This window comes from Bacillus manliponensis, from assembly GCF_000712595.1.
GTDB classification, from domain to species: domain Bacteria; phylum Bacillota; class Bacilli; order Bacillales; family Bacillaceae_G; genus Bacillus_A; species Bacillus_A manliponensis.
The window spans coordinates 1-21,968 of record NZ_JOTN01000017.1; the positions used below are offsets into that span (position 1 = coordinate 1).

Genomic DNA, 21,968 nt, shown 5'->3' on the forward strand with positions numbered 1-21,968 from the left:
CAGTAAATCAAATGCAATCGATTCATCAGTCGGTTGTTCACTCAGATACGATGATTACATCGTTAGATGAGAAGTCAAAACAGATAGGTGAAATTTTAGAAGTCATTCAGCATATTGCACAGCAAACAAACTTATTGGCATTAAATGCTGCGATTGAAGCTGCAAGAGCTGGAGAACATGGAAGAGGATTTGCGATTGTAGCAGATGAAGTAAGAAAGTTGGCGGAGCAATCCGAACAATCTTCGAGTGAGATTGGAAAGTTAGTGACACATATACAGGTTGATATTAAACAAACAGTTGATTCGATGAAAGAAGTGGGCACAGAAGTCCAATCAGGTCTTACGGTAGCGAATGAAACGAAACAAAGCTTTAGTGAAATTTTGAAATCAACAAATGATATTGTATCGCAAATTAATAATATGGTAGATGTATCGAATAAGATGGCAGGCGATGCAGGAGAAGTGACAAAATCCGTTAATGAAATCGCATCAGCAGCGGAAGAAAACTCTGCAAGTACACAAAATATTGCAGTTGCCTCTGAAGAGCAACTTGCATCAATTGAAGAGATTAATTCTGCCGCAGTGCATTTAGCACAAATGGCGGAAGAATTACAAGAAATGATAGGGAAGTTTAAACTATAAGGGCATGAAATGAAAAGGCTGCTATTAAGTTGGTATAACTGACTTGATAGTAGCCTTTGCTCTATTCTACATTAACGGCTGTAAAAGCCCGATTTGTGAAAAAAGATTAATATTATCTCATAAATTCATTTCAATATATCTGTATTTTCTGTAAAATTTATATAGACTATAAGAAGATAGGAAGAAAAAAGAAATGAATGTGAAGAAGTTAAAATTGCAACCAAGAATTGCATTGTTTATTGGGAGTCTCGTTCTTTTGATTATTCTCTTAACGAGTATTCTTTTTTACTATATCCTTTCAAAATCAATAGAAGATCAAATTGGAAAAAGAGCATTGCACGTTGCAGAAACAATTGCCCTTATTCCGGAAGTACGTGAGGCGTTTTTTAAAGAAAACCCATCAGAAATCATTCAGCCTATTGTAGAAAAAATTCGTGTAGAAACAAACGCAGACTTTATCGTTGTTGGGAACAAAGATGGGGTTCGGTATGCTCATCCTGTAAAAAATAGAATAGGAAAAGAGATGGTCGGGGGAGATAATGAAGCTGTTTTAGAAGAAGGAAAATCGTATGTTTCAAAAGCAACGGGAACATTAGGACCCTCTCTGAGAGGGAAAGTGCCCGTTCGAGATGAACAAGGTCATATTATCGGTGTTGTGTCAGTAGGTTTTTCGATAAATGATATTGATGAAGTAACGAAGACATATGCAGATAGAGTTGTTTGGATTGCTGTAATTGGATTAATTATTGGGATTTTTGGTTCTATATATCTTGCACGAAGTATAAAGAAAATGATGTTTGGACTTGAGCCAGAAGAAATTTCATCTTTATACGAGGAGCGTAGTGCGGTTATTGAATCTGTTCGTGAAGGAATTATGGTTATTGATAAAAACGGTTCAATTCGTCTAGTGAACGAAGCGGCATATAATATTCTTTCCTTGGAAACGAATCAAAATGTAGTTGGAGAACATATTTTAAAGGTTGTTCCCAATTCCTCTATATTAGAAGTGCTACGCACAGGAGAAAAGCAGCTTGATCGTCAATTAGAAATAGAGGGAGAAGCTGTAATTGCAAACCGTTTGCCAGTTAAAGTTGGAAAAGAAGTCATAGGAGCGGTATCTAGCTTCCGCTTAAAATCAGAAATGGACCAATTAACAGAGGAGCTATCTCAAGTAAAACGTTACACCGAGGCATTACGCGCACAGACGCATGAACATCAAAATTTATTGTATACGCTATCAGGATTAATCCAGCTTGAGTCTTACGAGGAAGCACTAGAGTTAATTCATAAGGAAACTGCTGTTCAACAAGATTTTGTACAGTTTATTATGAAGCGGCTGCAAAATCCATGGCTTGGTGGTATTTTAATTGGTTTTTATAACAGGGCACGAGAATTAAAGATTGATTTCATACTAGATAGAGAAAGTAGCTTACAGCAATTAAGTGCTCACATTGATAGCAGTCATATTGTATCGATATTAGGTAACTTAATTACAAATGCATTTGAATCTGCAGAGAATAGTGATGAAAAAAAAGTAAGGCTATTTGTAACAGATGTAGGAAAAGAAATAGTGATTGAAGTAGAAGACTCAGGACTTGGAATTGAGGATGCTCTTGTAGCTCACATATTTAATAGAGGTTTTTCAACTAAAAAAGGAGAAAAACGTGGCTATGGATTAGCAAAAGTAAAAGAATTGGTTGAAGAATTACAAGGAAGTATTGCGATTGAAAAAGGGGATTTAGGTGGTGCTTTATTTATTGTTGCATTGCCGAAAGAAAGAGGGGAAACGTAATGCCTGAAGTGATTGAAGTATTAATTGTAGAAGATGATGTTCGTATTGCTGAAATTCATCGTAGATTTACTGAGAAAATAGAAGGGTTTAAAGTAATTGGTACAGCTACAACAGGGGAGCAAGCGTTAGAGTGGTTAGAACTTGTAAAACCACAGCTCGTCTTATTAGATGTATATTTACCGGATATGCAAGGAACAGAAATTGTTTCATTCATCCGTCAATATTTACAAGATACAGACATTATTATGATTACCGCTGCATCAGAAGTTGATGTGGTGAGACAAGCATTTCGAGGCGGAGTGGCTGATTATATTGTAAAACCACTCATGTTTGAACGTTTTCAAAAGAGCCTAGAAAGCTACCGAAACAAGGTGAAACAGTTTAAAGAAAATGAACAACTATCACCAGAACAAATTAAAAGTTTATGGTCTCAAGCAAATGAAGAAAAGAATGACAATGAATTATCTCCAAAAGGTATCGATCCTTTAACATTAAGTAAAATCACAAAGTATGTATCACAAATAGGAGACACAGGTGTTACTGCAGAAATGCTAAGTAAAGAAGCAGGTGTGAGCCGATCAACAGCAAGGCGTTATTTAGAGTATTTAATTTCAGAAAAGAAGATTTATGCGGAACTTATATATGGGAATGTTGGAAGACCAGAGAGAAGGTACTTTCAAAGATAAAGAAAAAAGTAGAGGAAATCTCCTCTACTTTTTTCTTTAAAGTGGAACAACGCCGAGAACAAGACAGACAGCAAGCATAACTAATGTTGTACCAGTTGCCCATAGTAATGTATAACGCTGATGTTCTCCAAAATCAACTTTTGCCATACCAACTAATAAATATGTGGAAGCAACAAGTGGGCTTAGTAAGTGAACAGGTTGCCCAAGTAATGAAGCACGCCCCATTTCAGCAGCAGAAATTCCATAAGCCGCAGCCGCTTCTGTTAAAATTGGTAATACACCAAAATAGAAAGCGTCATTAGACATAAAGAATGTGAATGGCATACTTATAATTGCAGTGATAATTGGTAAATGCGGTCCTAATACATCAGGAATTAAAGCGATTAGACCTTCAGCCATTGCATCTACCATCTTTGTTCCAGATAAAATTCCAGTAAAGATACCGGCAGCAAATACTAAAGAAACAACTGCTAATACATTTCCAGCATGCGATGCAATACGTTCTTTTTGCTGTTCTAAGTTTGGATAGTTAATCATGATAGCGATTGCAAAAGCACTCATAAATAAAACTGGAAGCGGTAACACTTCTAAAATTAAGAATGTCATAAGAATAGCAGTTAATAAAAAGTTAACCCATAATAACTTCGGACGTTTATAGCTAGGTGTTTCAACTGTAGCAGCTTGCTCAGCCATGATTGCTTGCTGTTCTTTGTTATATTGTATTTCAAGGATACCTAAACGTTTTCTTTCTTTTACTCCAAATACATAAGCAACAAGGATAACCCATGCTGCGCCTCCAATCATCGCTGGAATAAGCGGTGTAAATACTTCGGAAGCATCAAGGTTTAAGGCGCTCATAACACGCGCTGTTGGTCCGCCCCAAGGTGTAAGGTTTGTAACCCCCGCTCCAAGCATAACAATAGCTGTTAACATAAGTGGATTCATACCGAGACGTTTGTATAGTGGATACATTGCAGAGATTGTAATCATATATGTTGTTGTACCATCGCCGTCTAATGAAACGATAAGTGTAAGAATTGCTGTACCAACTGTGATTCGTAATGGATCACCTTTTACAGTCTTTAAAATTGTAGAAATAACAGGATCAAATAAGCCACTATCAATCATAATACCGAAGTATAAAATAGCGAACATAAGCATAATACCTGTTGGAGCTAAGTTTTTAATTCCTTCTAACATCATTGGCCCTAGTTCTGCGTGAAATCCCCCAATTAACGCAAACACGATAGGAACAAGCATTAACGCAACAAGTGCGGACATACGCTTTGTCATAATTAAAAACATGAATACAAAGACCATACCAAATCCTAACCAAGCTAGCATAAAACCCCTCCTCAACTGTATTGATTGCGCTTTCAAAACGAAACTCAATTTTCTGAAAATAAAATCAATAAGATTATAATAAGGGGTGGAAAGTATATGGTAAATGATTAGAAGAATAACTTTATTAAAAACATAGAGTGTATATTGTTCATTTTGTTCATGAAATGGAAAAAGGTTTCTTTTTTTTTAGGAGAAGGTAAGTTTTTTATTTAAATTTTTTTAATATGATTTAAATTTCATAAGAATGATAGAATAGGTGAAGGAATATGAGTAATTTATGGATAAATGTATGAAGTAAAGAGTTTATGAAATGAAAATTAGAAAAGATATTATCATTCATAGGAGTTGTCATTGTTTTGAATATGAGAAAAAATTTATTTTTGATACTACTAGCCCTTGTTATTTCAATGGTCGCTTGTGATAAGCAAAGTGAAGTGGAATCAGTGAAAGTAAAGGAGAAGAAGGTAGAAGCCGAAAAAGAGATAAAGCCAAAAAAGAAGGATAGTAATTGGATTGATAAACAATTGTTGCTTTCAGCCAAGCTTGGGGATACAGAAACAGTTATGAAACTGGTGCAAGACGGTGCACATATTAATGTGCAGGGAGAAGACGGAGAAACACCGATTATGGCTGCTACATATCATAACCATGTTGAAACGGTCAAGGTATTAATAGAAGCAGGTGCTAATATTAATATACAGGATAAGAATCAAGATACTCCCTTTCTTTATGCTAGCGCGGAAGGTTTTTTAGAAATTGTAAAATTAACAATTGCAGCTGGTGCAGACACGAGTATAACAAATCGTTATGGAGGTACAGCGCTGATTCCTGCTGCTGAGAAAGGTCATGTTGAAGTTGTACAGGAATTATTAACGTCTACTGATATAGATGTGAACCATGTGAATAATGTTGGTTGGACAGCTTTGTTAGAAGCTGTTGTTCTTGGGAATGGAGATGAGAGGCATCAACAAGTTGTACAGCTACTTCTTGAAAACGGGGCAGATGTGCATATTGTTGATAAAGAAGGGAAAGCACCGTTAGTACATGCAACGGAACGAGGATATACAGAAATGGTTGATATGTTGGTAGAAGCTGGAGCAGATGAAACAACAGGAGATATGTAAAGATAGAGCATAAAAATCTGCCATATAATTGTTGATTATATGGCAGATTTTTTTATGTACTTTTAAAGTACTGAATATTTCGTCTTTTAAGTTATAATAGAATATATTCAGCTTAGAAAGAAGGGGAATACATGAAAAGAATATTAGTTATAAGTGATATACATGGGGAGATAGAAAAATTTGAGAAACTATTAATAGAAGTAAACTATAATGCAAAGCACGATCAATTAATTTTACTTGGAGACTACATAGATCGGGGCCCCAATGCAAGGGCAGTTATTGAAAAAGTAATGCAATTAAAGGAAGAGGGGGCTTTCGTATTAAAAGGTAATCATGAAGATATGATGATAAAAGCGTTAACAATGAATGAAGAAAATTCATGGAACCATTGGGTTAAGAGAAATGGCGGAGATAAAACATTGTATAGTTATGGTCTTTCGGAGAAAGAACTCGCTATAGAAAGTGAAGGATTTGAGAAACCGAAGTTAATATCTCGTACATTAGATAAACATTTACATTTTGTAAAAGGATTAGAGCACTATATTGAAACGGATGAATATATCTTTGTCCATGCTGGTGTTGAACCAACGAAGCAAGTTTCTGAAACAGACCCATATAAACTTATGTGGATACGAAATGAGTTTCATAATGAATATCAAGGTGAAAAAATTGTTGTATTTGGGCATACAGAGACAAAATACCTTCATGGAAATCATGAAATTCATGATGTGTATTTTGGAGAAAATCGTATTATTGGAATTGACGGTGGAGCAGTATATGGTGGGCAGTTAAACTGTTTAGAGTTACCAAGTCAAAATGTATATATGGTGAAAAAATAATTTTTTATCCCGCATTAGCGGTCTGTAAGACTCCCACCTCAAAACTTAGAGGATTCAGAGAAGTTTAGGTGGGAGATTAACAGTCCGTAAAAGTCCGATTGGTCGGGCTGACAATCAGTGGGGATGGAGAAAACCCCGGCTGATTGAAGTTTCACTTTATATTTTGAGAGAAGTGAAGAAGTTTAGAGGGGATCTCACAGCTCATGAAAGTACGATTGAAGTTTCATTTTATAAAAATATTATGGCGCAGCTTTTCCTAAACATTATAAGGAAAAGCTGCGTTCTTTCTTATTTTCATAAAAAATTAGGTACGGTTGATAAAATTAAAATAATTAAAATGTAAAAAATAACATGTTAATAATTAACAAATTGTTAACTGTCACTTTACAAAAAGCGGAAATTAAATTAATAAATTATTTTTATAGTGGAGATAGTGAAAAAATAGTAGAAGTTAAATAAAAAGTTTATTGTGGATTGGTCGGGCTAACACTCAGTCTCACTGAGTGGAGTGTCATTTTATACCTTTGATTGATCCATTTGAAAAAGGTACAAAAGAATAATGAAGAGGTGCAAGAGAATGATTGAGCTACGTAGTGTTTCTAAAGTTTATAAAAGTACGGAAGAGCCGGTAGTGAAAGACGTTTCTATTAAAATTGAAAAAGGTGAATTTTTTGTTTTAGTAGGTCCCTCTGGATGTGGAAAGAGTACGTTATTACGAATGATTGCCGGGCTTGAGGAAATTAGTTCTGGAGAGTTACATATTAATCATGAAATTGCGAATGACTTGGAACCAAAAGATCGTAATTTATCTATGGTATTTCAAAATTATGCGCTATACCCACATTTATCGGTAGAAGAAAATATTCTTTTTGGATTAAAGGTAAGAAAGGTTCCGAAAGAAGAGAGAAAAAAACGATTGATGGAAGCGGTAGAGATGGTTGGATTAACAGCATATGTGAAGGAAAAGCCAGGGCAACTATCGGGTGGACAAAGGCAACGTGTAGCACTAGCGAGGGCAATTGTTAGCCAAGCCCCTATCTGTTTAATGGACGAGCCCCTTTCCAATTTAGATGCAAAACTTCGTGCGCAAATGCGCACTGAGATTAGAGAAATTCAACAAAGATTAGGTATTACGATGATTTATGTGACACACGATCAAATTGAAGCGATGACGATGGGTGATCGGATGGTGGTATTAAATAAAGGAAGTATTCAACAAGTAGGAACTCCGCTTGATATATATAATCATCCTGCAAATGAGTTTGTTGCGAGCTTCATTGGTTCACCTTCTATGAATATTAGTGATGGGAATATAAAGAAAGAGACGTGTTTATTGCATATAGACCAGTTGGAAATTCCACTATCCATTGGCCGATTACAGCAATTGCAAGAAGTACATGTCCGTGTAGGGATTCGCCCTGAGCATATTAAGTTAGATGAAGATGGACAAGAAGTAATGTTGCAATCTGTTGAAGTGTTAGGTAATGAATCCATTTTAAATTTCTTAGTAAATGGGGAAATGTGGAGTGCAAAAGTAAATGGTCAGCTTCTATTAAAAAAAGGGGACAAGGTGAAATTAAAGTTTCCTGAAGAAAAGTTATGCTTCTTTTATAGCGGTACAAATAAAAGGATGGAAGTAGTAGAAGAGCCAGGATTACGGATGGTGGTGAAATAATGATTGAGGTAGAAAAGGTATCAACGAAAAAGAGTACGGTAAAGCCTTTGACACTTTGGAAGCGGACAAGAGATTTCCGAACAGGGATGTTTTTTTTAGCGCCATCTATTGTATTGTTTTCTATCTTTCTATTTTATCCATTGTTTCGAACGATTTATTATAGCTTCTATCTAACTGACGTAAATGGCGAAGCAAACTTATTTGTAGGGTTGGAGAATTATCAGTACTTGTTTTCTGATCCGACATTTCATAAAAGTATTAAATCTACGTTGTTATTTGTGTTATATACAGTTCCTCTGAGTATCGTCTTGGCTTTATTTTTAGCGTTATTGGCAAATGAGAAGTTAAAAGGAATTGGGATTTTCCGAGTGCTATTTTCTTCTACGATGGGAATTTCCATAGCTGCAAGTGCGGTTATTTGGTTGTTTTTATTTCACCCAAGCGTTGGATTTTTCAATAATGTGCTCGGGATGATGAACATTGAAGCAATTGAATGGTTAACAAGTTCAGAATGGGCATTGTTTTCTGTATCGATTGCAACGATATGGGGAAATACGGGGTTTGCATTCCTTGTGATACTCGGAGGATTACAGAACATTGATACAACTTTATATGAAAGTTCATCGATTGATGGTGCAAGTTATTTGTATAAATTACGCCGTATTACATTGCCAATGTTATCTCCGACATTATTCTTTATTATAACAGTGACGTTAATTGGGGCATTTCAAAGCTTTGGACAAATTGATATTTTAACGCGTGGTGGTCCGAATGATGCGACAAATTTAATTGTCTATTCTATTTATAAAGAGGCTTTCGTAAATTATCAATTTGGTACAGCAAGTGCACAGGCAGTCATTTTATTTCTTTTTATTTTCTGTGCGACATTACTTCAGTTTAAGTTCGCTGAGAGAAAGGTGCATTATAAATGATTGTGAAAACGTGGAGATATCAGATCCTTTTTTATACGTTACTTGTAATAAGTGCAGCGATGATTTTTTTTCCAGTGTTATATGCTTTCTTATTAAGTTTTATGACACCAGAAGATATTCAAGCTAGAAGATTATTCCCATCAGAGTTTACTTTTACTAATTTTGAGAATGTATTTAAGAAAGTACCTTTATTTTCGTATTTAGCAAATAGTTTTATTGTCTCAACGCTCGTAATGCTAGGTCAACTTGTTGTATCAAGTTTAGCGGCGTACGCATTTGTATTTTTAAAGTTTAAAGGAAGAAATATCATTTTCTTTTTATTTATTTCAACGATGCTTATTCCTTGGGAAGCAACGATGGTACCAAACTTTTTAACAGTGCAGCAATTTGGGTGGATGAATACATTTGCGGGAATGACCATTCCATTTTTTGCAACGGCATTTGGTATTTTCTTGTTACGTCAGCATTTTATGACGCTGCCATATGAGTTAAAGGAAGCAGCATTTATTGAAGGGATTGGGCATTTAAAGTTTTTATTCCGCGTCGTTGTGCCTTACTGTAAAACAAGCTTTATTACACTCGGTGTATACAGCTTTTTAACAACATGGAATATGTACTTATGGCCACTTTTAATTACAAGTGATGAAAGCGTAAGAACGGTACAAATTGGTGTGAAACAACTTCAATCACAAGAAGTTGCAACGGACTGGGGAAGCGTAATGGCAGGTGTTACAGTCATTGTGATTCCTACATTAATTCTACTCTTTTTAGGACAGAAACAATTGCAACAAGGTTTAACAAAAGGTGCAATCAAATAATACATGAAAAGGCGGGATTAAGATGAAGTTTTGGAAAAAAAGTGCAGCTGTTATGATGGCAGCGACAATGGCTCTTTCTGCAACTGCTTGCTCTAGTAGTAAAACAGAAGGGAATGCTCAGAGAGAAAAAGTAGCTCCAGTAGAAAAGAACGGTGATAAAACTGTCGTCCGCTTTTGGCATGCAATGGGTGGTAACATGCAAACTGTTTTAGATGAGATTGTGAGTGACTATAACAATTCTCAAGACAAGTATGAGATTAAACCAGAATTTCAAGGAACATACGAGGAGTCTTTAACAAAATTTAAAAATATGAAAGCTTCTAAAGAGGCACCTGCGCTTGTTCAATCTAGTGAAATTACGACGAAATATATGATTGATAGTAAGAAAATTACACCTATTCATAGTTGGATTGAAAAAGATAACTATGATACATCGAAATTAGAAAAAGCAATTACAAATTACTATTCTGTTGATGGCAAAATGTACTCTATGCCGTTTAACTCATCTACACCTGTATTAATTTACAATAAAGATGCCTTTACAAAGGCAGGTTTAGATCCAGAAAAAGCTCCTAGAACATATGAGGAATTAAAAGAAGCAGCAAAGAAACTAACAATTAAAGAGGGCGATAGCGTAAAACAGTATGGTTTCTCTATGTTAAATTATGGCTGGTTCTTTGAAGAGTTATTAGCAACGCAAGGTGGATTATATGTAGATAAAGAGAATGGACGTAAAGGAGCTGCAACGAAAGCGGTATTTAACGGAGAAGAGGGACAAAAAGTATTTGGCTTATTAGATGAAATGAATAAAGCAGGTACACTTGGGAAGTATGGATCAAATTGGGATGATATTCGCGCTGCATTCCAGTCTCAGCAAGTTGCAATGTATTTAGACTCTTCAGCTGGTGTTCGTGATATTGTTGATTCTTCTCAATTTAATGTCGGTGTTGCTTATCTTCCGCATCCAAAAGGTGTAGATCCAAATGGTGTTGTGGTTGGCGGAGCGTCGTTATGGATGACAAATATGGTGTCGGAAGAAACACAACAAGGTGCTTGGGACTTTATGAAATATTTAACTGAGGCAGATGTGCAAGCGAAATGGCATACAGAAACAGGGTATTTCTCTATTAATCCAGAGGCATATTCTCATGATTTAGTAAAACAGCAATATGAAAAGTATCCACAGCTAAAAGTAACGGTAGAACAGTTACAAGCGACAAAATCTAATGTTGCAACACAAGGTGCACTTATTACTGTTTTCCCTGAATCTCGTGATGCAGTTGTAAAGGCGCTAGAGGCAATGTATGAAGGAAAAGATAGTAAAGAAGCTTTAGATGAAGCAGCAAAAGCGACAGATCGTGCAATTAGTATTTCAAATCGTACAAATGGAAAATAAGAAAAAGCGTATCCTACCTTTAGGATACGCTTTTTCTTACGCTTCATCATGTAAAAATAAGACCATATGTTCCTCGTCCCAATATTGTCCGTTATACTTTAAGGAACGCTCTTGTACACCAAATGTTTTAAAGCCTAGAGATTCGTATAGCTTTTTGGCGCCATCATTGCCGACAACAACATCAAGCATAATTTGTTCTACGTCTAACTTCTTAGCTAGTTCAATACATGCTTTAATAAGAGATTTCCCGGCCCCAAGTCCACGTGCTTTAGGGGATACATATACGGAACCAATTTTTGCTTTATGCTCTTGTTTCACATATGGTTTCGTTTCCAGGGTTGCAACCCCAATCAGTTGGTTATCCTTAAACGCACCTAATGTATAGTTTTCATCCTGTGCTAATATTTGCGCTTTATATTCAATAGGATCTTCCTTATTAATAATATCTTCATAAGAAGAGCTGAAAGCTTCTGGATTTTGCTTTAATCCTTCCACACGAAGTTCTAAGTAAATTTCAGCGTCTTGTTTTGTTAATACACGGATTTCCAATAATATCACCCTCCAGAACGATAGAAGTCGTAATTTCTATTGTATAGTAAAATAAGAATAAGTTCAAAAAGAGCGTCTTTCTTGTTTATTCTTGAACTTAGATAATATACAAATGTATGTAATAGATGTCAACTGAAACGGTTTATCCCGCTATTTGCGTGCTGTAATACTCCTACCTCAAAACTTGAGGAGTACGAAGAAGCTTAGGTGGAAGATAAACAGCACGAATCTAGCTACGACTTTTGAATGTAAAAGCCCGATTGGTCCGCCTAATAATCATTGGGGGTTCTCCACCCCAAATGATTAAAGTTTCACTTTAGGAGGGGGTATTCACTGAACTGGTAGTGTGATGATAAAGGTGGTACCAGCACCAAAGTGACTTCTTACATGAATTGTTCCTTTATGTAATTCAATAATCTCTTTTACAACAGCAAGCCCAATTCCTTTACCACCTGTAGCTCGTGTTCGGGATTTATCTACACGATAAAAGCGTTCAAAAATATGAGGAAGGTCTTCAGGTGGTATCCCATCTCCTTCATCCTGTATTTCAACGGTGAATGTATGTTCAAGCTTTATCACCTTTATCGTAATGTGCGAGTGAGAGGGGGAATGTTGATATGCATTTTGTATTAAGTTCAGTATTACTTGTTCCATCCGGATTGTGTCAATTGATGTTTGAAAATCTTGTTCGCATTGAAGAGAAAGGGTAATTTGTTTTTGATGAAAAGCAGGTTTTGTTTTTTCGATAATTTTTTCAAGGAATGGGTATAATAATACGCATTCTTTTTTGATTACAAATTGGTGCTGTTCAAGCTGCACGAGATCGAATAAATCTTGGACAAGTTTCGTGATGCTTTCTGTTTCATCTTCAATAATCTGTAAATATTCTTCCCTTTCTTCTCTTGATAAAGTCTCCCTTTTTGCAACTTTTGCGTAACCTTTCATATAAGTAAGGGGTGTAAGTAACTCATGAGCGACACTTGCAAGAAACTCATTTCTTTCTTTTTTCATATAAGTGAGTTCGTTTGACAATCTTTCAATTGTTTTTGCTAAGCTTCCAAGTTCATCGTTTCGTTTAATGTTTAACGTAATAGGTTTATTTCGTTGTAACATTTTTTCCGTCGCTCGCTTCATTTGAACAAGAGGCGTTGTGATGACACGTGATAATACAAAGACCGAAACGGTTGTGAGTGCAATAATTAATACACCAACAATAATAAACTGTTCCGTTAAGCGGGTAATCATCTTCTTTAAAAAGGATGTATCTAAAAACATATGAACATAACCAGTTACTTTACCGTCTATTGTAATGGGGCTAATAGTAGAAATATACTTAGATGTTTGCCAGTGTCGTTCACTGACAATACCTTCTTTTGAAATATTGTCTACTTTATGACTTAAATGTTTTTGCATTTCGCTCGTAATAGGATCTGAATACGCAATTACTTCTCCTAGGGGATTTGTGATTACTAATTTTGTATCTGCAGGGGAATGCGACTCCATTGCCGTAATGTGCTCCATAGCTCTTTTACTAGGACGCCTTTCAAGAAAGTCGCGGTACCAATTCCCTTTTGTAAGCAGTGCTGTTGTTTCTTCTTCAATACGCATTTTGGAAAGTGTCGTATGAATAGACATGAAAGCAACGATTTCAATACATAATGCTAGGAGTAAAAAGCATGTTCCAAGCTTTAATGAAAGTTTATTCATTGTGACTTCACAACCTTTACTATGAATCGGGATCTTTTTTCCATTTATATCCCACTTTATAGACCGTCTCTAAATATTGCTCCACAGGGAAATTATATTTTCGTAATTTATCGCGAATATTTCGAATGTGGGAGTCTATCGTTCGGTACTCAACATCCGTTTGAAAGCCCCAAATCTTTTCGATTAATTCATCGCGGCTGTAGGCTCGGTTCATATTTTGTAGAAACAGTCCTAGTAGTGAAAATTCAATTGGCGTAAGGGGCAGCTTTTCTTCATATGCTGTAACAATATGTTTTGTTCGATCCCATGTAATGCCTTGAAAAATTATAATATCTTCATTTTTTGTGCGGCGTAGTATTGCCTCAATTCGTGCAACTAATACTTGTTCATCAAATGGTTTTGTAATATAATCATCCGCTCCAATTGTAAGTCCTTTCACCATGTCATAATTTTGGTTACGTGCAGTTAGCATAATAATAGGGATGTTACTAAATTCTCGAATTTGCTTGCAAGTATCCCAGCCGTCTATTCCTGGCATCATGACATCTAGTAGGATAATATCGAAATCTTTTTGTTGTATTAGCTCTATAGCGTCATGACCAGAAGTGATTTTTGTACAAAAGTGACCACGTGGGCTAAGAAATAAATCTAATAGACGTAGCATTCTTTCTTCATCATCTACTAATAAAATTTTTGCCATAATATGTGTACACCTCAAATCGTTCAGTAGTTCTTTTTATTTATTTTACACGAGAATATAAAAAAACTCTGTTTTTTGCTCAAGGGTAAGTCAATTTTCTTGTTTCCAAGTATTAAGGCTTTAAGATCGGTGTGCAATAGAGAAAGTGAAACTTCACTCAGTGGGAAAGCTTGTTAATACGGGATAAAAACTTTTTTATAGTGATATGTGTGGAAAATGCACTACTTTTGCACAACTCTTTTTTATAATGGGACATGAAGCAACACAAATACCCTATGTTGCGACATAACGTCAGGTCATTTTAGCGATAAAATGACAATTCCATTCTATTGTGTACGTGAGATAGGAATTGGTTTTCGAATTCACCTCGCATCGGAATCGAAAGCTGTTCTTATCTCACACTTTTTTATACAAAAGGAGGGGCTAAACGTGAATACGAAAGAAGAACGTTTGCAAAAAGAAAAACAAGAGCGCAATGCAGCAGTGATGTGTATTGCATTATCAATGGTCATTTTAGTTGTATGTACAAATAAATTCCTTGCGATTTTATAGATAAAAAAGTCCCGCACATCATATGTACGGGACTTTTTGTTTTGAGGATAAGAGAATGCAATGGCTTATATAATCAACCACGGAAGGATTGCTAAACATGTTGTCACAAGCGCGGTTCCACTAATCAAGTAGAAAGCTTTTTTGTAATCTTGCATGTGACATTCCTCCTAACATTTATTTAATGTTGTTGCTACATGTTTTCCGTCTACAAGTACTTTTACAATTGCTACCGTTACTTTAATGAATTGTTTCATCTCTTATCGCTCCTTCGCGTCATATTGTAGTTTCAGTATAACGAATGATAGAAGAGAGAACGATCGATTCAGGTGACAAGAACATTACACTATTGTAAGGGTTGATATCCTTCAATTCGTTCTGGATGGGTATATATATTGCAAGAATTTCCCCTGATGAATCCGACAACTGTAATTCCTAAATCGTGAGCAAGTTCAAGCGCTAACTTTGTAGGGGCCGATTTAGAAAGGATAATTTCACAGCCGATTTTGGATACTTTTAATAAAATCTCTGATGAAATTCGTCCGCTAAAGGCAATGATTTTTCCTGTTACGGAAATATTGTTTCGCAAACAATAACCGTAAATCTTATCTAAAGCATTGTGACGGCCAATGTCCATTCGTGATACGAGAATGTTATGTTTATCACATAAAGCTGTATTATGAACACCACCTGTTTGTCTAAAAGTAGAAGAAGAGTGTTGCAAGTCGTTCATGAGACGGAAACAATCTGCTGGAGATAGTGTTACTTGTATGTGTTCCATCTTTTTTGCTTTTGCAGCATCGTTTATAAATACAAATCCTTGTCTACTTTTCCCACAACATGATGTGACGTAGCGTTTGTTATAACATGCTTCATATAATTTATTTGTTGCAGAAGTTGTAACATGCACAAATCCTTTATCTGCTTGTATCCATAGTTTTTCAATATGTTCGTAGGAAGGAATAATTCCTTCTGATACGAGAAAACCAACTGTCATATCTTCAATATAATCTGGTGTACAAACAATTGTTGCATGTTCTTCGCCGTTTAACTTGATTGTAACGGGGTACTCTGTTACAACTTCGTCTGTTTGTTCATGAAATCCTCCGCTTTCATAACGAATAACACGTAATGTTTCTTGAATTCCCCCCATGTTTATGTCCCCTTTAGTTATATTCTTTACACTTTGAAAGTAAAAAATCGAATTGTCACATATACATAACAGATTGCTTGGTAATTCTAAAATGGCTACGATATAATATAATGGTAACATTATACAGTTATATAAATACAAATTAAAAGGTAAAAACTTTTCTTTTTTTGGTAAAAGGTAGAATTTGCGTAAGTATAGAAATGATTTATTAGGGGATTAGTTGCTTAAGTTTTGTATTCTTATATTTGTATATAAAGAGTGTTGTTGGCGAATTTGTTATAAAACATCAAGAATCAACTTCTAAGAACCGAATGAAAAAAGAGTGTGTCAGAATACATTATTGAAACCGCATTCAAAAATGTGTTGCACATTGGTTGTAAGGAGAGGGGAACGATGAAAGGTAGCACAGTTCAAGTAACAATTGATGGAGTAGCGTATACTTCATCAGTTGAAAAAACGATATTACAAGTATTAAATGAGAGTCATTTGGAACATCCACAAATTTGTCATGTGCCAGAGGTAGATCCAATTCAGACATGTGATACATGTATCGTGGAAGTGAATGGGAAACTATTACGTGCGTGTTCGACTCAAGTTGAAGAGGGAATGAATATTGAAAGAAAGTCCAAGCGTGCCACAGAAGCGCAGACGGAAGCAATGGACCGTCTATTAGAGAATCATCTATTATATTGTACAGTGTGTGATAATAATAACGGCAATTGTAAAATTCATAATACGGTACATATGATGGGAATAGAAGAGCAGAAATATCCGTATGAACCAAAAGTTAGTCCTTCAGAAGTAGATATGTCACATCCGTTTTATCGCTATGATCCGAATCAGTGTATTGCTTGTGGACAATGTGTGGAAGTGTGTCAAAACTTACAAGTAAATGAAACGATATCAATTGATTGGAGTTTAGATCGTCCTCGAGTCATTTGGGATAACGGTGTATCAATTAATGATTCATCGTGCGTAAGCTGTGGTCAATGTGTAACTGTTTGTCCATGTAATGCATTAATGGAGAAGTCTATGCTTGGGGAAGCAGGTTTTATGACAGGGATGAAAGAAGATCTTATGTCGCCGATGATTGACTTTGTAAAAGATGTAGAACCGGGTTACAGCAGTATTTTAGCTGTTTCAGAAGTAGAAGCGGCGATGCGAAAAACGAAAATCAATAAAACAAAGACTGTTTGTACGTTTTGCGGCGTTGGTTGTTCATTTGAAGTATGGACAAAGGATCGTCACATTTTAAAAGTACAGCCAGTATCAGAAGCACCGGTGAACGGTATCTCAACTTGCGTAAAAGGAAAATTTGGCTGGGACTTTGTAAATAGTGAAGAGCGTATTACGAAACCGCTTATCCGCAAAGGGGATATGTTTGTTGAAGCTTCGTGGGAAGAAGCATTAGAAGTCGTTGCTTCTAATATGAGTCATATTAAAGGGGAGTACGGCAATGATGCATTTGGATTTATTTCGTCATCTAAAATTACAAATGAAGAAAACTATTTAATGCAAAAGTTAGCACGTCAAGTGTACGGGACAAATAACGTTGATAATTGTTCGCGTTATTGCCAATCTCCAGCAACGGATGGTTTATTTAAAACAGTTGGTATGGGTGGTGACGCTGGCACGATTCGGGATATAGCTGAGGCAGGGCTTGTTATTATTGTTGGTGCGAATCCAACAGAAGGACATCCAGTTCTTGCAACGCGTGTGAAAAGGGCCCATAAATTACATGATCAAAAGTTAATTGTCGCTGATTTACGTAAACATGAAATGGCTGAAAGGGCAGATTTATTTGTACATCCTCGTCAAGGTACAGATTATGTTTGGCTTGCGGGGGTAACGAAATATATTATTGATCAAGACTGGCACGATAAAGCTTTCTTAGCTGAGAATGTAACAAACTTTAATGAATATAACAAAATGCTAGAGAAGTATACGTTAGATTACACAGAGAGCATTACTGGTATTTCAAAAGATACATTAATAGAAATGGCGAAGATGGTACGTGATGCAGATGGTACGTGTGTACTGTGGGGAATGGGTGTTACACAAAACACAGGAGGAAGTACGACGTCTGCAGCGATTTCTAATTTATTGCTTGTAACAGGAAATTACCGTCGTCCTGGAGCTGGCGCATACCCACTTCGTGGACATAACAATGTGCAAGGTGCTTGTGATATGGGGACGCTGCCAAACTGGCTTCCAGGATATCAAGCAATTACAGATGATGAAGCGAGAGCGAAATTTGAGCGTGCGTATGGCGTTGCTATTCCAGCTGAACCTGGATTAAATAATATTGCAATGCTTATTGCAGCAGAAGAAGGGAAACTTCGCGGGATGTATGTGATGGGAGAAGATATGGCTCTTGTAGACTCCAATGCGAATCATGTACAGCATATTTTAGCGAATTTGGACTTCCTTGTTGTACAAGATGTGTTCTTATCGAAAACAGCCCGTTTTGCAGATGTCATTTTACCTGCTGCACCAAGCTTAGAAAAAGAAGGTACATTTACAAATACGGAGCGCCGCATTCAGCGTTTATATGAAGTAATGCCACCGCTTGGTGATTCTAAGCCTGACTGGTGGATTTTACAAAAAGTAGCGAGAGCGCTTGGAGCAGATTGGAATTACGAACATCCAAGTGAAATTATGGATGAAATTGCATCACTTGCACCGTTATATTCACAGGCAACATTTGAGCGATTAGAAGGTTGGAATAGTTTATGCTGGGGAAGTCATGACGGTAGTGATACGCCGTTATTATATGTAGATGGATTTAACTTCCCGGATAAAAAAGCGCGTCTTTCCCTTAATGAATGGGTGCCACCAGTAGAAGCACCAGAAGAGTATGATCTACTGTTAAATAATGGACGTGTGCTAGAACATTTCCATGAAGGAAATATGACGAAAAAATCAGCAGGTATCTTATCAAAAATCTCTGAAGTATTTGTTGAGATTTCTCCTGAGCTTGCTCTAGAGCGTGGCGTTAAAGATGGTGGACTTATTGAATTGACCTCACCGTTTGGAAAAATTAAAGTGCCAGCGCTTATTACAGACCGCGTAACAGGAAAAGAGCTATATTTACCGATGCATGCAACTGTAAATGAAGAAGCGATTAATATTTTAACAGGAACAGCGATGGACATTTATACATGTACACCAGCGTATAAGCAAACACGTGTGAAAATGCGTGTACTAAGGGAAAGAGGAAATCGTCCGCTTCCAGACTCCAATCCACGTGATAAAAAGCGTTATCCACAAAACGGCGTTGAAGTGCAGAGAAAGTGGCAACGGAAACAATATGTCTCACTTGTGGATGGGAACTAGGAGGGAAGCACTGTGGCTAAAGAAATAACAATGATTCAAAAAACAGTTATGACAGAAGAAGAGAAGCAGAAGCAATTTTCCGAAGAGTTACTTCAGCAACTAGGAGAAAACCGAGAGGCAATTGGAGAGACCATTCAGCTACTTGGCCAGCTGCAGCAAGCGGGATTGTTAGATGCAGCGGTCAGTTTGTTAGCTGCAAGAGAAGATGTTTCTAAAATTATGATTGGACAGTTAAATCGTGAACCGGTGAAAAATGCATTAAACAATATGATTGGAGCTGGAGAAGGACTCTCTTCAGTGACGCCTGAAATGACGAAGCAAGTGACAGCAAGCCTTGCAACAGGTTTAAAGTATGCAACGGAAGAACTGCAAAAAGGAAAGAAAACAACGGTAATGGATTTCTTTAAAGTACTAAAAGATCCTGATATTAACCGTGCAATTACATTTGGTTTTAACTTTTTAAAAGCGTTCGGGAAAGAGTTAGATGAGAAGAAATAAGGAGTAGAGGGTAGCGGACTGTAATTCGCTGCTCTTTTTTTATGTATGAAGCTTTTTAGTAAGCAAATTTCTTTCATGGTTTAAGTTCTGTATTATAAAATTGTTATTTGTGAGAAAATGATAAAGTATACATTTTGTGACAAGGAATGGGGAGGAGGATCGTTTACTAAAATATATAACGATGCAAAAATGAAATGATAGAGAATAAAGTGAAACTTCACTCAGTGGGAGTCTTACAGCCCGCAAATAGCGGGAAAAATGGAATCCTTATCATAGGCAATACATACGTTGTAAGTTTTAGTATCGTAAAATATGTTATATAGAAAGAAATTATCGATACCAGGGATTATCGGACAGTCGCTACAAACAGTACGATTTGCTTTTTGGAACGTATTATCATTTCAACTTGCTTATAAGTTAATAGCAGCTACCGTATTCATCCCTTTACTTAGCATGATTTTTAATAAGTTGTTATATGCAGGTGGTTATGCATATGCGACAAATGATGAGCTATTATTATTTTTGAAAACACCATATGGGATTGCTGCAGTTCTTATTTTGTCTATGCTTGCGTTATTTCTCATCTTTATTGAATTTGCAGTACTCATTATTATTTCGTATTTTGCTCATAAGCGTCAAAAAGTCAGAATAAGACCGATTTTATACAAAACAGTAACGTATTTACCTTCATTTTTTACGTACTGTTTACCGGGGTTTATTTTATACGTTGTAATACTGTTACCGCTTTTAAGTATAGGATTTAAATCAGCGTTATTACCTGAAATTCATATTCCTAATTTTATTACAGGAGAAATCTTAAAAACGACACTTGGGAAAGTAGGATATTTTACAGCGTTTGCTGGTATAGCTTACTTAAATGTTCGCTGGGTATTTGTTCTTCCCATTATCGTGTTAGAAGGGAAATCATTTCGCGTAGCGGCGAGAAAGAGTGCAACTATTGTAAAGCAAAACTTTTTTAAGATGATTTTATTTTTTGTAGGGTTTTTCAGTGTAGTCGCCCTATTGTTTATATTCTTTTTTGGAATGTATTTATTGCTTTTATTAGGAGTATGGCATGTTACAAATCCGGCGGGTACATTTGCTCTATTGGCAGAGTCAACGCTTAGCGTCTTTTTAACGAGCATTATGTATGTATTTAGCTTTATTGTTACACCATTTTACATTATGGCATTAACTCTGTTATATGTACAAAAAGTTCCGGTTGAAGACATTTTGTTAGAAGAAGGGTTAGATTATTCGAAAACAAAAGTAGATAAATGCTTTTTTAAAAAGCATCGTTACAAGTTTTTAACGGTGTATATAGGTGGTGTTGTAATATTTGGAGTAATTACTGCGTTTTTCGTAACGTTTGTGACAGAGTCTTATAAAGATCCTATTATTATGGCGCACCGTGGCTATATTGCAAAAGGTGTAGAAAATTCGAAAGAAGCAGTGCAAGGAGCGATTGATGCAAAAGCTGATTATGCAGAAATTGATGTTTTGCAAACGAAGGACGGAGAACTTGCTGTTATTCACGATTTGAAGTTAAATCGATTGGCAAACACACATGCAAATGTATCTGACTTAACAATGGACGAATTAAGACAGCTGACACTATCTCAAGATGGCTTTACAGGAGAAATCAGTACGCTTGATGAAATCATTAAGCTTGCAAAAGGAAAAATTCGTTTAAATATTGAATTGAAGTTACACGGTAAAGAAAAGGATTTCACAAAAAAAGTGGTGGAAGTCATTGAGAAAAATAAGTTTGAGAAAGAGTGCGTGATTCAAACGTTACATTATCCACTTATTGCGGAAATTAAGCGGGAAAATCCAAAATTAGAAGTAGGATATGTTATGTATGCGAGTGTAGCGGATTTAAGCCATATTCAAGCAGACTTTTTCGTTGTAGAAGAATATATGTTGAAAGAACAATTAATGGAGTCAGCAGAACAGTTAAATAAACCTGTTTATGTATGGACTGTGAATAATATGGAAAATATAGAGTCTTATTACAAGTTAAACGTTGATGGGATCATTACGGATTACCCTGAAGACGCAAGGCATACATTGGCTATGCTAAAAGAGCAAGATGATCAAACAATTATAGAACAGTTACAGGAAATAACTAAGGAATTGTTCTCACAGTTGTTCATCGTAAAGTTATAAAAAGCTGCTGGATTTGAAATCCAGCAGCTTTTTATATAGAAATAAAGTGAAACTTCACTC

General features: G+C 36.1%; 18 protein-coding genes. 13 read left to right on the forward strand and 5 right to left on the reverse strand.

Annotation, left to right across the window (positions count from 1 at the left end):
• The 3 genes from BAMA_RS17280 to BAMA_RS17290 form a co-directional block, all read left to right on the forward strand.
• The coding region (locus BAMA_RS17280) for a methyl-accepting chemotaxis protein (RefSeq protein WP_034641658.1) at positions 1–641 on the forward strand (641 nt) is incomplete at its 5' end.
• Positions 642–834: 193 nt separating this feature from the next.
• A complete protein-coding gene (locus BAMA_RS17285) occupies positions 835–2,433 on the forward strand; it encodes an ATP-binding protein (RefSeq protein ID WP_034641660.1) in 1,599 nt (532 codons plus the stop codon).
• On the forward strand, positions 2,433–3,119 hold the full coding sequence (locus tag BAMA_RS17290; protein WP_034641664.1) for a response regulator: 687 nt from the start codon (positions 2,433–2,435) through the stop codon (positions 3,117–3,119). The genes BAMA_RS17285 and BAMA_RS17290 overlap by 1 nt, the downstream gene beginning before the upstream one ends.
• 36 nt (positions 3,120–3,155) lie before the next feature.
• Here the strand turns inward: BAMA_RS17290 and BAMA_RS17295 are convergent, their stop codons facing one another.
• Positions 3,156–4,463 (reverse strand): CitMHS family transporter, encoded by a 1,308-nt coding sequence (locus BAMA_RS17295; protein ID WP_034641669.1) that lies wholly within the window; start codon positions 4,461–4,463, stop codon positions 3,156–3,158.
• Between the two features lie 362 nt (positions 4,464–4,825).
• Between BAMA_RS17295 and BAMA_RS17300 the strand changes: the two genes are divergently transcribed.
• The 6 genes from BAMA_RS17300 to BAMA_RS17325 all read left to right on the forward strand — a co-directional run bounded on the left by BAMA_RS17300 (position 4,826) and on the right by BAMA_RS17325 (position 11,247).
• Entirely contained in the window at positions 4,826–5,587 is a 762-nt protein-coding gene (locus tag BAMA_RS17300) for an ankyrin repeat domain-containing protein (protein WP_084158043.1), read from the forward strand.
• Between the two features lie 131 nt (positions 5,588–5,718).
• Positions 5,719–6,426, forward strand: coding sequence for a metallophosphoesterase family protein (locus tag BAMA_RS17305; protein WP_034641672.1), 708 nt, complete (start codon positions 5,719–5,721; stop codon positions 6,424–6,426).
• 577 nt (positions 6,427–7,003) lie between these two features.
• On the forward strand, positions 7,004–8,101 hold the full coding sequence (locus tag BAMA_RS17310; protein WP_034641675.1) for an ABC transporter ATP-binding protein: 1,098 nt from the start codon (positions 7,004–7,006) through the stop codon (positions 8,099–8,101).
• A complete protein-coding gene (locus BAMA_RS17315; protein WP_034641677.1) occupies positions 8,101–9,033 on the forward strand; it encodes a carbohydrate ABC transporter permease in 933 nt (310 codons plus the stop codon). The genes BAMA_RS17310 and BAMA_RS17315 overlap by 1 nt, the downstream gene beginning before the upstream one ends.
• The gene (locus BAMA_RS17320) at positions 9,030–9,851 is read left to right on the forward strand and encodes a carbohydrate ABC transporter permease (protein ID WP_034641680.1); all 822 of its coding nucleotides are present in this window, start codon (positions 9,030–9,032) and stop codon (positions 9,849–9,851) included. Before BAMA_RS17315 ends, BAMA_RS17320 begins: the two co-directional genes overlap by 4 nt.
• A 22-nt stretch (positions 9,852–9,873) precedes the next feature.
• Complete coding sequence (locus BAMA_RS17325) at positions 9,874–11,247, forward strand: ABC transporter substrate-binding protein (protein ID WP_034641683.1); 1,374 nt, start codon at positions 9,874–9,876, stop codon at positions 11,245–11,247.
• A 36-nt stretch (positions 11,248–11,283) separates the two neighbouring features.
• On the opposite strand, the gene BAMA_RS17330 is transcribed toward BAMA_RS17325, so the two are convergent.
• The 3 genes from BAMA_RS17330 to BAMA_RS17340 all read right to left on the reverse strand — a co-directional run bounded on the left by BAMA_RS17330 (position 11,284) and on the right by BAMA_RS17340 (position 14,203).
• Entirely contained in the window at positions 11,284–11,796 is a 513-nt protein-coding gene (locus tag BAMA_RS17330; protein WP_034641686.1) for a GNAT family N-acetyltransferase, read from the reverse strand.
• A 330-nt stretch (positions 11,797–12,126) separates the two neighbouring features.
• A complete protein-coding gene (locus tag BAMA_RS17335; RefSeq protein ID WP_034641689.1) occupies positions 12,127–13,503 on the reverse strand; it encodes a sensor histidine kinase in 1,377 nt (458 codons plus the stop codon).
• Positions 13,504–13,522: 19 nt separating this feature from the next.
• Entirely contained in the window at positions 13,523–14,203 is a 681-nt protein-coding gene (locus BAMA_RS17340) for a response regulator transcription factor (RefSeq protein WP_034641692.1), read from the reverse strand.
• Positions 14,204–14,632: 429 nt separating this feature from the next.
• Between BAMA_RS17340 and BAMA_RS25430 the strand changes: the two genes are divergently transcribed.
• Complete coding sequence (locus BAMA_RS25430) at positions 14,633–14,755, forward strand: hypothetical protein (RefSeq protein ID WP_265182749.1); 123 nt, start codon at positions 14,633–14,635, stop codon at positions 14,753–14,755.
• A gap of 343 nt (positions 14,756–15,098) precedes the next feature.
• Here BAMA_RS25430 and fdhD read toward each other — a convergent pair whose 3' ends face one another.
• A complete protein-coding gene (gene fdhD, locus BAMA_RS17345; protein ID WP_034641695.1) occupies positions 15,099–15,905 on the reverse strand; it encodes a formate dehydrogenase accessory sulfurtransferase FdhD in 807 nt (268 codons plus the stop codon).
• Between the two features lie 393 nt (positions 15,906–16,298).
• Between fdhD and fdhF the strand changes: the two genes are divergently transcribed.
• The 3 genes from fdhF to BAMA_RS17360 all read left to right on the forward strand — a co-directional run bounded on the left by fdhF (position 16,299) and on the right by BAMA_RS17360 (position 21,908).
• Positions 16,299–19,241, forward strand: a complete 2,943-nt coding sequence (gene fdhF / locus BAMA_RS17350; RefSeq protein WP_034641697.1) for a formate dehydrogenase subunit alpha — start codon at positions 16,299–16,301, stop codon at positions 19,239–19,241.
• Between the two features lie 12 nt (positions 19,242–19,253).
• Positions 19,254–19,739: a helical membrane plugin domain-containing protein gene (locus BAMA_RS17355; protein WP_034641700.1), complete on the forward strand. Its 486-nt coding sequence runs from the start codon at positions 19,254–19,256 to the stop codon at positions 19,737–19,739.
• A 312-nt stretch (positions 19,740–20,051) separates the two neighbouring features.
• Entirely contained in the window at positions 20,052–21,908 is a 1,857-nt protein-coding gene (locus BAMA_RS17360) for a glycerophosphoryl diester phosphodiesterase membrane domain-containing protein (RefSeq protein ID WP_034641703.1), read from the forward strand.
• Positions 21,909–21,968: the final 60 nt, after the last annotated feature.